This is a genomic window from [Flexibacter] sp. ATCC 35208, from assembly GCF_001975825.1.
GTDB lineage: Bacteria > Bacteroidota > Bacteroidia > Chitinophagales > Chitinophagaceae > Chitinophaga.
Genome location: NZ_MTKN01000017.1, coordinates 52,043 through 64,612 on the forward strand (window position 1 = coordinate 52,043; position 12,570 = coordinate 64,612).

10 protein-coding genes are annotated in these 12,570 nt (G+C 45.1%); 6 read left to right on the top strand and 4 right to left on the bottom strand.

What is annotated here, in order from left to right; translation table 11 throughout:
- Positions 1 to 49 precede the first annotated feature (49 nt).
- Both BW716_RS12705 and BW716_RS12710 read right to left on the bottom strand, forming a co-directional pair.
- Positions 50 to 478, bottom strand: a complete 429-nt coding sequence (locus BW716_RS12705; protein WP_083722937.1) for a Fur family transcriptional regulator — start codon at positions 476 to 478, stop codon at positions 50 to 52.
- 2 nt (positions 479 to 480) lie between these two features.
- Positions 481 to 1,107: an SCO family protein gene (locus tag BW716_RS12710; RefSeq protein ID WP_083722938.1), complete on the bottom strand. Its 627-nt coding sequence runs from the start codon at positions 1,105 to 1,107 to the stop codon at positions 481 to 483.
- A gap of 130 nt (positions 1,108 to 1,237) precedes the next feature.
- On the opposite strand from BW716_RS12710, the gene BW716_RS12715 reads away from it, so the two are divergent.
- The gene (locus BW716_RS12715) at positions 1,238 to 3,343 is read left to right on the top strand and encodes a TonB-dependent receptor (protein ID WP_083722939.1); all 2,106 of its coding nucleotides are present in this window, start codon (positions 1,238 to 1,240) and stop codon (positions 3,341 to 3,343) included.
- On the opposite strand, the gene BW716_RS12720 is transcribed toward BW716_RS12715, so the two are convergent.
- Positions 3,321 to 3,986: a hypothetical protein gene (locus tag BW716_RS12720; protein ID WP_143708840.1), complete on the bottom strand. Its 666-nt coding sequence runs from the start codon at positions 3,984 to 3,986 to the stop codon at positions 3,321 to 3,323. The two genes, BW716_RS12715 and BW716_RS12720, sit on opposite strands and share 23 nt — an antisense overlap.
- Positions 3,987 to 4,026: 40 nt before the next feature.
- Positions 4,027 to 4,593 (bottom strand): phosphoribosylglycinamide formyltransferase, encoded by a 567-nt coding sequence (gene purN / locus BW716_RS12725; protein WP_083723010.1) that lies wholly within the window; start codon positions 4,591 to 4,593, stop codon positions 4,027 to 4,029.
- 429 nt (positions 4,594 to 5,022) lie between these two features.
- Between purN and BW716_RS12730 the strand changes: the two genes are divergently transcribed.
- From BW716_RS12730 to BW716_RS12750, 5 genes are all read left to right on the top strand, one after another.
- Positions 5,023 to 6,297: a c-type cytochrome gene (locus BW716_RS12730; protein WP_235643644.1), complete on the top strand. Its 1,275-nt coding sequence runs from the start codon at positions 5,023 to 5,025 to the stop codon at positions 6,295 to 6,297.
- A gap of 129 nt (positions 6,298 to 6,426) precedes the next feature.
- On the top strand, positions 6,427 to 9,531 hold the full coding sequence (locus BW716_RS12735) for a TAT-variant-translocated molybdopterin oxidoreductase (RefSeq protein ID WP_083722941.1): 3,105 nt from the start codon (positions 6,427 to 6,429) through the stop codon (positions 9,529 to 9,531).
- A gap of 129 nt (positions 9,532 to 9,660) precedes the next feature.
- Positions 9,661 to 11,148 carry an NrfD/PsrC family molybdoenzyme membrane anchor subunit gene (nrfD, locus tag BW716_RS12740; protein WP_083722942.1) on the top strand — a complete coding sequence of 496 codons (1,488 nt, stop codon included), beginning with the start codon at positions 9,661 to 9,663 and terminating at the stop codon, positions 11,146 to 11,148.
- A gap of 58 nt (positions 11,149 to 11,206) precedes the next feature.
- A complete protein-coding gene (locus BW716_RS12745) occupies positions 11,207 to 11,809 on the top strand; it encodes a DUF3341 domain-containing protein (RefSeq protein WP_083722943.1) in 603 nt (200 codons plus the stop codon).
- A gap of 78 nt (positions 11,810 to 11,887) precedes the next feature.
- Positions 11,888 to 12,544 carry a cytochrome c gene (locus tag BW716_RS12750; RefSeq protein ID WP_083722944.1) on the top strand — a complete coding sequence of 219 codons (657 nt, stop codon included), beginning with the start codon at positions 11,888 to 11,890 and terminating at the stop codon, positions 12,542 to 12,544.
- The last annotated feature ends 26 nt before the right edge of the window (positions 12,545 to 12,570 follow it).

The window sequence follows — 12,570 nt, forward strand, 5'->3', positions numbered from 1 at the left end:
ATGCCTGAAGCATTAGCGTTTTTTTTATTTAGAGCTGGCCTGCGGCCGGCTATTTACATTCCTTACATACCCCACTTACCACCACATCTACATTATGCGCAGCATATCCTTTCGGTAGCTGTATCACAGGTATCTCCGTTTCATCCAGGCAAATCGTAGTCCCACAATTCTCACATCTGAAATGAATATGGTGATCGTGATGATCATGTTCTGAACAATCAGATTTGCACAGGGCATACCTGATACTGGTATCGGTAGTGGGAATGGTATGGATCAATCCCTTATCAAGAAAAGTTTGCAAAGTGCGATACACGGTCACACGGTCAAAAGACTGACCGGCCAGTTTTTCAAAACTACTATGTTCCAGTGCGCCATTACTCTCCATGAACAGCTCCAGGATCTTTAACCGCGTATCTGTGATGCTGAGTTTGCTCGATCTCAGCAGTTCTGTGATATGTGTTTTGTGCGTGATGTCCATAATTATTCCTTTAGCAGCCTGTCGATATCGACGATCATCTTGTCTACATCATTGGCTTTAGTGCCTTCGTATAATCCCCTTATGCGACCATCGCCATCTACGAGAGCGAACCATTGAGTATGCACAAAGTCCTCGTCTCCGGCATAGGTACCGTCATCTACAAGATAACCTTGTCTCGCAAGTTTGTATAATTCTTTTTTAGAACCGGTCAGGAACCACCAGTTGGATGGGTCGGCGCCGTGTTCTTCAGCATATTTCTTTAATACAGGGACACTATCATTCTCAGGATCTACGGTGTGGGAGAGGATTCTGAACTTAGGTTCGTTTTTATATTTAGCATATACTTTCTCCATGTTCTTGTTCATCTTTGGGCAGATGCCGGTACAGGTGGTGAAAAAGTATTCTGCTACGTATATTTTGCCTTCCACATCTTTGGCTGTGATGGTACGGCCCTCCTGATTGGTAAATGAAAAGCCCCCTACAATATGGCCGTTTGTTCCCAGCACTGGCAGTTTTTCTCTGCCGAAGAAATCACCCTGTTCTCCTCTGATCACGTAGCCGGAGTATCCCATGAAGGCTATGGCCAATAGCACGAAAAAGGTGATTAAAAAGACGTTCTTCTTAGACATAATCGCCGATCTGTTATTTATATAATGCAAAGGTAGGTGTTTTCTTTATTACCCTATAATTTAGGCAAGCCTAAAAATTAATTCTTGTAATGAAAAATTAAAAAAATACATTCGTGAAAATTAAATATACATGTTTAGATTTCTAACTGCAGTGCTCATACTCTGTAGCATGGCTTCTTTTGCCCAAACGGATTCGCTCCAGACCACTCACCTCAATGAGGTGATTGTAACCGGTGTGACCCGTGCCACCACCGTCAGGAAGAACCCCGTCCCGATCTCCGTCATTACCAAAAAAGAGATGACCACTCATTTAAATACCAATCTCATCGATGCAATTACGAAATCCATTCCCGGGGTATCCGCAGTGACCACCGGTCCCAATATTTCCAAACCGTTTATCAGGGGACTCGGCTATAACAGGGTATTGACCTTGTACGATGGGGTTCGCCAGGAAGGTCAGCAATGGGGGGATGAGCATGGTATCGAAGTAGATCAATATGGTATAGGTAGAGTTGAAGTCGTAAAAGGCCCGGCAAGTCTTACTTACGGCTCCGATGCCATCGCGGGCGTGATAAACATGATCCCCGACCTCCCAACCGGGGAAGACGGTAGACTCAAAGGCAACTTCATTTCAGAATACCAGACGAACAATGGTATGATCGGTTCTTCCCTCGGCCTCTCCTATCATAAAAACGACTGGCACTATGTTTTTCGTCTCAGCGGTAAGTTGGCGCATAATTACCGCAACGCCGCCGATGGCTATGTATACGGCACGGCCTTCCGCGAATTGAATGGCACAGCTATGGCCAGGGTAGATAAAAAATGGGGCTATTCGCTGCTCGCCACTACCCTATATAATAATCTACAGGAAATCCCTGACGGTAGCCGCGACTCCCTCACCCGCAAATTCACCATGCAGGTGACCGAAGGGGTTGACGATGATATCAAAAACCGTCCGATCGTTCCGGATCATTTACTAAAAACCTACACCATCAACGATTTGCATCAGCACATTCGTCATTACAGACTATACAATCGTACCAAAATCGGCAATTTCTTTTCTAATATCGCCTTGCAACAAAGCGTTCGGCAGGAATACAACCACCCCCTCACCCCCAAACAACCCGGTCTTGACCTGATATTAAATACCCTGAACTACGACTTTCGCTATAATCTCCCAACTATACAAGGTATAGAAATGACAGCCGGGGTCAATGGTATGTACCAGACTAACCGTAGCCAGAATGCCACCGACTTCCCTATCCCTGACTACAACCTCTTTGACATCGGGGGCTTTTATTTCCTTAGAAAATCTTTCGGACCTGTGGATGTATCCGGAGGTATAAGATATGACCATCGCCATATTCACTGGGATGATTTCCGCCAGTTTACCGCATTCGTGCATAGTTATAATGGTATCTCCGGCAGCGTGGGCGCTACCTATAATCTCAGCGAGCGGTTATTGCTAAAAGCGAATATCGCCAGGGGCTACCGTGCTCCCAACATTACCGAGATCGGCTCAAATGGCCTCGACCCGGGTGCACACATTGTGTATTTAGGCAATCGCAGTTTCAACCCGGAATTCAATTTACAGGAAGATATCGGCTTTCTCGCCTACCTGGGCGACCTGGATATCAGTGTGGAGTTGTTTAATAATAATATTACCAATTACATCTATCAGGCCCGTCTCAATGATGTGGTGATCGTACCTGGCAATGCGACCTACCAATACCAGCAATCAAGAGCAAGGCTCTATGGTGGAGAATTCAGCCTTAACCTTCACCCCCGTGCTATTAACTGGTTGAAAATTAACAATAGCCTCGCCTATACAGTTGGTTTAAACCAAAACGCAGCATCCATCAGGGAGCATGGTGATCAGGCAAAGTATCTTCCTTTTATTCCCCCGTTGCATGCGCGTTCAGAATGGAAAGCGGTGTTCCCGAACATGTATGGTAAAATAGAAGTAGACGGCTACGCAAGACAAAACCACTTTTACGGCGTAGACAATACAGAGACGGCGACGGATGGGTATGTATTATTAAATATGGGGGCAGGCGGCACCATTGCAAAAAAGTTTGACCTGTTTTTCCAGGTAGATAATGTATTGAATACGGTTTACCAGGCCAATATGAACCGGTTAAAATATTTCGAGTATTTCGCTGCCTCGCCGAATGGGCGATCAGGTATATATAATATAGGTAGGAATTGCAGTATTAAAGTTTCAGTCCAATTTTAATACCCAGCTGAATGCTTGGCAGTACACTCACCAGTCTGCCATCATTCGTCTCGGTAGCTCCATTATTATCTGAAAAATTCTGGTAGCGATAGACTTTGGTACGGATACCCAGTCCTATGTATGGATCAAAAACGATTTTATCTTTTGTGATCTGCCGGCCCAGCAGGATCTGGAAGCCATATACATTTTTGCTGGCAGAGCGTTGATAATTATTGTCATTGACGGCTACATCCTGGTTGGGGTAGAATACCTTCTTATATAAGAAGACGGGTTCGAAGTAAGTACCCATTGCCCTGTATAAACCATCTCTTGCAGAAAACAGGTACCACTTCAGGCCAGCCCTGAATCCCAGTCCTCTCCCATCTACAAACTGCTCGGTAGTGATATCCGGTTTTTTCTGTCCGACGTCGATTTTTTTAGACAGGAGATAATCCGGGTAATCGGTATAGATAGCTGATACACCGATTTCGAGGCTCAGCTTTTCGCTCAGTTCCTGCTCGATCGATACATCCAGTTCATTAATAAGCGTAGTAGGGTTTACCTTGATATAGGTAGACCTGCGAAAAGGGGATTTGCTATCCTGGGCAATAGCTGAAAGCATCCCCAGGAGTAACAGGCATGTAACAAGCAGTGGTCGTTTCATAAAGTTTAGTTACCAGCTTCTTAGCTGAAAGTATGACTGATTATAAAGTCAATAATCGTTCCACAATTAGTGGATAAAACTTGTGTTCCAGCACCTGTACCTTCTTTGCGAGGGTCTCCGGGGTATCGTCCGGGGTGATGGTACAACGTTCCTGTAAGATAGTAGCTCCATCATCATATTTTTCATTGACAAAATGGATAGTAATGCCACTTTCAGGTTCCTTTGCGGAGATCACGGCGTCGTGCACAAAGTGACCATACATGCCTTTGCCCCCATATTTCGGTAGCAATGCCGGATGTATATTAATAATACGCTCTGGAAATGCCTGTACCAGGTTGCCAGGTACTTTCCAGAGGAAACCAGCCAGTACGATCAGGTCTATGTTTGCTTCCTTTAATGTCTGAATATAGTCATCACTTTTGAAAAATCTTTCTTTATCTATTAATATAGAAGGAATGTGTTCATTCTCTGCAATTGTAAAAACACCGGCTCCTGGTTTATTGCACAGGATGAGTGTAACGGCGGCTTTGTCGGAGCCTCTGAAGTGGTCGATGATCTTTTGCGCGTTACTACCTGCACCGGAAGCGAAGATGGCTATATTTTTCAAGTTGAAGTTTGTTTGCTTTTTAAAGGAAGAAGTTGCAAAATTAGATAAATATCGGCAGATGTCTGGCAGGGCCTGTTTTGATCCCAAAATTTTCGGAGTATATTTGAACCATTCACAGGGAAAAGAGGTTAATTAAGGCAAGACACAGCTCTGGAATTTATCCCCTCCCTATGCCATATTACAATACATGATAATATATAGGTTTGCAAGGAAGCTAAGAACCCAATGTGTAGTTTATGACATTTATCATGTTTTTTCTTATGTAAAAGTATCTGATCAATACGCGCTTTGCCGCGTCATATATAGGGAAAAGGAATTAGTGAAGCAAGTAAGATTTTTTTATAATTGTTGATAAATTGTCAATATTGTGTCTTATTTTTGCTGGCACTTTTTAAAGAAACTTAAGGTCAAATCTAAACTAAATAGGCTGTGTATCGTCGTGTTTCCATCCGTATGCGTAAGCATTTTGTGAGTGTTCTTGTCCTATGCGTTGGTCTGATTGCTTCCTTCTCTGTAAAGGCGGCCGATCCTTCCAAAGGGAAAGCATTGTTTAAGGATAACTGCGCATCTTGCCACAATGTCCAAAAGAAACTAACTGGTCCTGCCCTGGCGGGTGTTGAAGGCCGTTGGAGTGATAAGAAGTTATTACACCAGTGGATCCATAATTCAGCATCTGTACTGGCTTCTGGAGACCAATATGCAAATGCTCTGTACAAAGAGTACAATATTGCGATGCCAGCTTTCCCTTCTTTCTCTGACGCCGATATCGATGATATCCTGGCGTTCATTGCGCAGGAAGAAGCTAAAGGTGGTACTACTGATAAAATTACCAATCCAACTGGCAATCCAGGTACTAACCCTGAAGAAGGAAGCGCTAACAACAGCCTCCTTTTTGGTATTATTACCCTGATCCTCGCAGTAGTTGCATTAATTCTCCTCCAGATCAACAGCAACCTGAACAAACTTGCTGCTGACAAAGAAGGCGTAGCCGTTGCAGAACCTGTTCCATTCTACAAAAACAAAGCATACATCGCGCTGGTGATCCTGCTCCTGTTCATGGTTGGTGGTTATTTCACTATCAATGGTGCAATCGGTCTGGGTCGTCAAAAAGATTACATGCCTGAGCAGCCAATCTTCTTCTCTCACAAAGTTCACCCGGGTATGAACCAGATCAACTGTCTGTACTGCCACGCTGGTGCTGAGAAGAGTAAGCATGCAATGATCCCTTCTGAAAACATTTGTATGAACTGTCACAAAGTGATCAGCGAATACAGTGGTGGTGATCTCTTCAATGCCGAAGGCAAGAAGATCAATGGTACAGCAGAAATCGCCAAACTGTACGACTACGTAGGTTGGGATGCTACAGCGAAAGCGTACACTAAACCAGGCAAACCTATTCCATGGACTAAGATCCACAACCTGCCTGACCACGTTTACTTCAACCACTCTCAACACGTAGTAGCTGGTAAGCAACAGTGTCAGACTTGTCATGGTCCGATCACGGAAGAAGATGAAGTTCATCAGTTCGCGGATCTGTCAATGGGTTGGTGTATCAACTGTCACCGTACTACCAAGGTGCAGTTTGCTGACAACAAATACTATAGCATTTTCGAGAAGTTCCACCAGGATGTGAAAGATGGCAAGATCGACAGCGTGACTGTTGAAATGGTTGGTGGTACTGAATGTCAGAAATGTCACTATTAATATAATAAGTGAAGATAAATCTGGTGGAGGAAGCAAAGTAGTAGCGTAAAACAGATCGTTATCATACCAGCTTCATACATCGTTCTTCATAATGCTAATTATAATCCGTAACTCGTTAGTATAAATAACATGGAGCAAAAAAAGTATTGGAAAGGCTTGGAGGAGTTGCACAATACCAAGGAACATCAGGAGATTGTGAATAACGAATTTAGAGAGGATCTGCCTTTTGAGGAGAGTGAAAGCCTGTTGAATGCTACTACCCCACGCAGGGACTTCCTGAAGTACCTGGGGTTCACTACTGCAGCTGCTACTATCGCTGCCAGTTGTGAGATACCTGTGAAGAAAGCAATACCTTATGTAAATAAGCCAGAGGAAATCACTCCAGGTGTACCTAACTACTACGCTTCTACATACGCTGTTGATGGGGAGTTCGTTCCTTTAGTGGTGAAAACCCGTGAAGGTCGTCCAATTAAAGTGGATGGTAACGAATTGTCTTCTATCACTGGTACTTCCTCTACTGCAAGAGTACAGGGTTCTGTTCTGAGCCTGTACGATGCGGCCCGTCTGCGTTTCCCAACTATCGCAGGCGCTGAGGCTACCTGGTCCGAACTGGACAAACAGGTAGGCGCTGCCCTCGCCGGTCTGGCAGGTGCACCGGTTGTACTGCTGACTTCTACTATCATCAGTCCTTCTACTAAAAAAGTAATCGCTGGTTTCCAGGTTAAATATCCAGGCTTCCGCCATGTAACTTACGATGCAGTTTCATACTCCGGTATGTTGCTGGCTAACGAAGCTTCTTATGGCAAGCGCGCACTTCCTGCTTACCACTTTGAAAATGCCAAAGTGATCGTGAGCCTGAATGCTGACTTCCTGGGTACCTGGTTAAACCCTGTTGAATATGCTAAGCAATACGGTTCTACTCGTAAAATCGATGAGAAGAAGCCGGAAATGAGCAAACATTTCCACTTCGAGAGCATGATGAGTGTAACCGGTGCAAATGCTGACGAAAGATATACACACAAGCCTTCTCAAACTGGTGACGTTGCGCTGGCCCTGCTGAATGCATTGGGTGGTAACGTTAGCGCTCCTGCCATCACTGACAAACGTCTGGCAGAAGGTATTCAGAAAGCTGCGAAAGCCCTGCAGGCAAACAATGGTAAATCCATCGTAGTAGCAGGTTCCAACGATGTAAACGTACAGGTTATCGTAAATGCGATCAACAGCCAGATCGGCGCTAACGGTACGACTATCGACTGGAATGCTACTGTAGGTTACCGTCAGGGTATCGATAGCGAAATGGAAACACTGGTGAAAGATCTGAACGCAGGTACTGTGGGCGGTCTGTTCATCTACGGTGTGAACCCTAGCTATGATTACTACAACGCAGCCGCTTTCACAGAAGGTCTGAAGAAAACGAAGCTGACTGTTTCTTTCAACTCTCACAAAGACGAAACTTCCGAGAACGTTAAGTTCGCTGCTCCGGCTCACCACTTCCTTGAAAGCTGGGGTGATGCTGAAGGCCGCACCGGATATTTCTCCTTCATACAACCAACCATTGCGCCGCTGTTCAAAACACGTGCATTTGAATCTACCCTCCTGGCATGGAGTGGCAACACGACTGCCTGGGAAGATTTCCTGAAGAATGAGTGGATTGCTAAACTGGGTAGCCAGGAAGCATGGGACAAAGCGCTGCAGGATGGTGTGATCGAACCAGCTACTGCTCCTGCATTAGGTGGTGCTTCTTTCGCTGGCAATGTAGCTGATGCAGCTGCTAAAATCGGTAGCGTTAAGAAAAGCAGCAAAGATGGCCTGGAACTGGTACTGTATGAAAAAGTCGCAATTGGTAACGGTAAGGAAGCCAACAACCCCTGGTTGCAGGAAATGCCTGACCCTATCACCCGTTCTACATGGGATAACTACGCTGTAATCTCCAACAAACTGGCTAAAACTTTCGGTAGTGAGCTGGGTGATGATTACGAAATCAACAATGATAAGACCGTTCTGAAAATAAAAGCCAATGGTAAAGAGGTGCTTTTACCATTGCTGATCCTGCCAGGTATCCATCCTGAAGTGATCGCGATCGCAGTTGGTTATGGCCGTAACGCTAACGCAGGTAAAGCTGCTGCTGGTGTAGGTAAGAACGTTTACAACTTTGTAAGCTTCAACGGTACAACCCGCGATTTTTACGCTCCTGAAGTGGTTGTTGAAAAAACCAGTCAGACTTATGAGATTGGTGTAACCCAGACCCACAATAGCTACGAAGGTCGTCCTATCGTTAAGGAAACTACCCTGGAAGAGTTCATCAAGAACCCAGAAGAAGTGAACGAAGATAGAAGAGAACTGGACCAGTTTGGTTACGATGCTTCTAATCCAAAGGATAGCACCAGCAACTTTGTTAAGAATGGTACCCTCTACCCGGATGTTCACCAGTATCAGGGTATCAAATGGGGTATGTCAATTGACCTGAACACCTGTTTCGGTTGTGGTGCTTGTACCATTGCCTGCCAGGCTGAAAATAACGTATCCGTAGTTGGTAAAGAGCAGGTGATCAAGGCGCATGAAATGCACTGGATCCGCATCGACCGTTACTTCAGCGGTGATGAGAACAATCCGGAAGTAGTGTTCCAGCCTATGCTGTGTCAACACTGTGACAACGCTCCTTGTGAAAACGTTTGTCCGGTTGCAGCTACCAACCATAGCTCTGAAGGTATTAACCAGATGGCTTACAACCGTTGTATCGGTACTCGTTATTGCGCTAACAACTGTCCGTTCAAAGTACGTCGCTTCAACTGGAGAGACTGGAATGGTGCAGATAGCTTCGAGAACAACCTGTACGATGTAGGTGGTATGAACGATGATCTGACACGTATGGTACTGAACCCTGATGTAGTAGTTCGTAGCCGTGGTGTAATGGAAAAATGTTCTTTCTGCGTACAGAAATTACAGGATGCTAAACTGACTGCAAAGAAAGCTGGTCGTCCAATGAAGGATGGTGAAGCAAGAACTGCCTGTCAACTGGCTTGTTCCGCAGATGCAATCGTATTCGGTAACGTGAACGATAAGGAAAGCCGTATCTATAAAGTGCGTAACGAAGAGCAGAAGAGCAGAATGTACTATGTACTGGAACAACTGCACGTGCTGCCTTCCATCAACTACCTGGCTAAGATCAGAAACAAAGATGCTGAGCCTAAGGCAGAAGGTAAGAAGGAAGAAGCTGCTCATCATGAAGCATAGTCAGCGTAAGCTGGCTTTTTGCTAACGAGAACGAAAGATTAACAGAGAGATAAAGTTTTAAGTTTAGAACAATAAAAGCTCCTTATTCTGAAGCGCAAGTAAAGGTTAGGGGTTAAAGCTTAAAGAATTATGCATTTAAAGTACGAATCCACACTAAGAGAACCATTAGTTGATGGGGAGAAGAATTACCACCAGGTAACAGAAGATATCATCAGCCCTATTGAAGGGAAACCTGGTAAACTGTGGTATGTAGGCTTTTTCATTTCCGTAGCGTTGTTGTTATGGGGTGTTTTCTCCGTGACCTGGGAAGTTTATTATGGAACAGGTGTGTGGAACCTGAATAAAACAATTGGATGGGGTTGGGATATCACCAACTTCGTATGGTGGGTAGGTATTGGTCACGCGGGTACGCTGATCTCTGCGATCCTCCTGCTGTTCCGTCAGGGATGGCGTACAGGGGTAAACCGTGCGGCAGAAGCGATGACGATCTTCGCGGTAATGTGTGCCGGTCAGTTCCCAATCTTCCACATGGGTCGTGTATGGATGGCCTTCTTCGTATTGCCTTATCCAAATACCCGTGGTCCACTGTGGGTGAACTTTAACTCTCCACTCCTCTGGGACGTATTTGCGATCTCTACTTACTTCACAGTATCTCTGCTGTTCTGGTATTCAGGTTTGCTGCCTGACTTTGCAACTGTGCGTGACAGAGCAAAGACCAAACTGCGTAAACTGCTGTATGGTGTAGCATCTTTCGGTTGGACCGGTTCTGCAAAACACTGGCAGCGTCACGAGGCCCTGTCTCTGGTACTGGCAGGTCTGTCTACCCCACTGGTACTTTCAGTACACACTATCGTATCATTTGACTTTGCAACTTCAGTAATACCTGGTTGGCATACTACCATCTTCCCTCCCTACTTCGTAGCGGGTGCGATCTTCTCCGGATTTGCGATGGTAAATACACTGCTGATCATAGTACGTAAAGTATTAGGACTGGAAGACTACATCACCATGGGCCACATGGAAGCCATGAACAAAGTGATCGTACTGACCGGTTCTGTAGTAGGTTGTGCTTACCTGACTGAGCTCTTCATGGCATGGTATGCAGCTGTACCTTACGAGTTTGCAACATTCTATAAATATCGCGCAGCTGGTCCGCTGGGTTGGTCTTACTGGATCATGATGACCTGTAACGTAATTACGCCGCAGGTGTTCTGGTTCCGTAAAATGAGAAGAAACATTGTAGTAACATTCGTGATGTCAATCATTGTGAACATCGGTATGTGGTTCGAGCGTTTCGTAATCATCTGTACTTCCCTGTATCGTGACTATCTGCCATCCAGCTGGAGCTACTATCGTCCATCCTGGCCAGAAGTTGGTTTCTACATGGGTACCTTCGGTCTGTTCTTCACCTGCTTCTTCCTGTTTGCTAAATACTTCCCGGTAATTGCAGTAGCGGAAATCAAGTTCGTACTGAAAACTTCCGGTGAGAGCTTCAAGAGAGACAACATGGAGAAACTGGAGCCACTTTCCGCAGAGGAATTTGAGCACATCGCTCATAGTCATCATGATGACGACCACGGACATGCAGGTCATGCCGTAGCACACGCTCACAATTAATTGTTAGCTGTAAGAAATCTGGACAAAGACATTTTAGACTTAGAATTTTTTTAAACATATGGCGGTTAAAAATTTCGTTGTAGCAAGTTTTGATGATGAGGCGGTATTATTTCCGGCAGTTAAAAAAGTAAGAACTGCGGGCTACAAAATCCATGATGTATACACACCATTTCCAGTACATGGTCTTGATCATGCAATGGGTCTTCGTGAAACCAGCCTGCACACTGCCGGTTTCATATATGGTGTTTGTGGTACTACGACAGCATTATCCTGCATGAGCTGGATCTTTACATCAGACTGGCCTTTGAACATCGGTGGTAAGCCACACTTTCCATTACCGGCGTTCATACCTATTACCTTCGAGTTGACAGTACTGTTCGCTGCGGTAGGTATGGTAATGACCTTCTGCTACCTGTGTAACCTGATGCCAGGTGTGAAGAAACACATCTTCCATCCACGTCAGACAGACGATCTGTTTGTAATGGCTATCGAGGTAACTGCTAAAACAAACGCTGAAGAAGTGAAAGCCCTGCTGGCAAAAGCTGGTGGACTGGAAATCAACGAACAGCGTGCGGAAGCAGGATGGTGGTACGGTCGTTTCGATGAGGATGATGAACCTACCCTGTACAAGAACGCACAGACTGCACCTGTAAACGCGTAAACAACGATTTTAAAACTTCGCTGTAAAGCAGACTTACAGAGAAGTATACAGAATATAAGCTTGAATTATAATAAACAGATGAAAAGGACTTCCAACATATTGATCGCAGCTGCTTTGGTAAGTGGAGCTTTGGTATCGGTATCATGCAACAGGGGAGAGAATAACAGAAAGCCCGGAAGGATTTACATGCCTGACATGTATGAATCCCGTGCTTATGAGTTCTATAATGAGAAGGTATCATCTATGAAACCTGTAGATGGCACCGTGAAGAGAGGAGAGTTATTGCCTTACCATCTGAAAGCAGAAGATACTGCGTTAGCTAACGGTGTTAAAAATCCACTGATTCTGGCGAAAGCGGATCTGGAGGAAGGAAAACGTTTATTCAATATTTATTGTGGTATTTGCCATGGCACTAAACTGGATGGTAACGGTCCGTTGTATAAGGATGGTAATGGTCCTTATGTAGCAGCTCCTGCCAACCTGGCCAGCGGTGCGAAAGCCAGCTACAGCGAAGGTCGCCTGTTCCACGTAATGACTTATGGTTACAACGTGATGGGTAGCTACGCCAGCCAGCTGGATAGAACACAGCGTTGGAAAATAGCTGCATATATCCGCAGTGTGCAGAACGGTGGTGCGAACCCTCCTACCCTGGTAGATGGTGATGCAAGTACCCCAGCTGCAACTCCTGCACCTGCAGCAGCTGCACCTACTTCGGACAGCACTGCACATAAGTAATTGAATATAATAGCATTAATTAAGTA

What these genes read in the sequence shown, in the direction of transcription:
- BW716_RS12750 (WP_083722944.1), top strand. Translation starts at nt 11,888, where the DNA reads ATGAAAAGGACTTCCAACATATTGATCGCAGCTGCTTTGGTAAGTGGA.
- BW716_RS12720 (WP_143708840.1), bottom strand. Translation starts at nt 3,986, where the DNA reads ATGAAACGACCACTGCTTGTTACATGCCTGTTACTCCTGGGGATGCTT.
- BW716_RS12705 (WP_083722937.1), bottom strand. Translation starts at nt 478, where the DNA reads ATGGACATCACGCACAAAACACATATCACAGAACTGCTGAGATCGAGC.
- BW716_RS12745 (WP_083722943.1), top strand. Translation starts at nt 11,207, where the DNA reads ATGGCGGTTAAAAATTTCGTTGTAGCAAGTTTTGATGATGAGGCGGTA.
- BW716_RS12710 (WP_083722938.1), bottom strand. Translation starts at nt 1,107, where the DNA reads ATGTCTAAGAAGAACGTCTTTTTAATCACCTTTTTCGTGCTATTGGCC.
- nrfD (WP_083722942.1), top strand. Translation starts at nt 9,661, where the DNA reads ATGCATTTAAAGTACGAATCCACACTAAGAGAACCATTAGTTGATGGG.
- BW716_RS12715 (WP_083722939.1), top strand. Translation starts at nt 1,238, where the DNA reads ATGTTTAGATTTCTAACTGCAGTGCTCATACTCTGTAGCATGGCTTCT.
- BW716_RS12735 (WP_083722941.1), top strand. Translation starts at nt 6,427, where the DNA reads ATGGAGCAAAAAAAGTATTGGAAAGGCTTGGAGGAGTTGCACAATACC.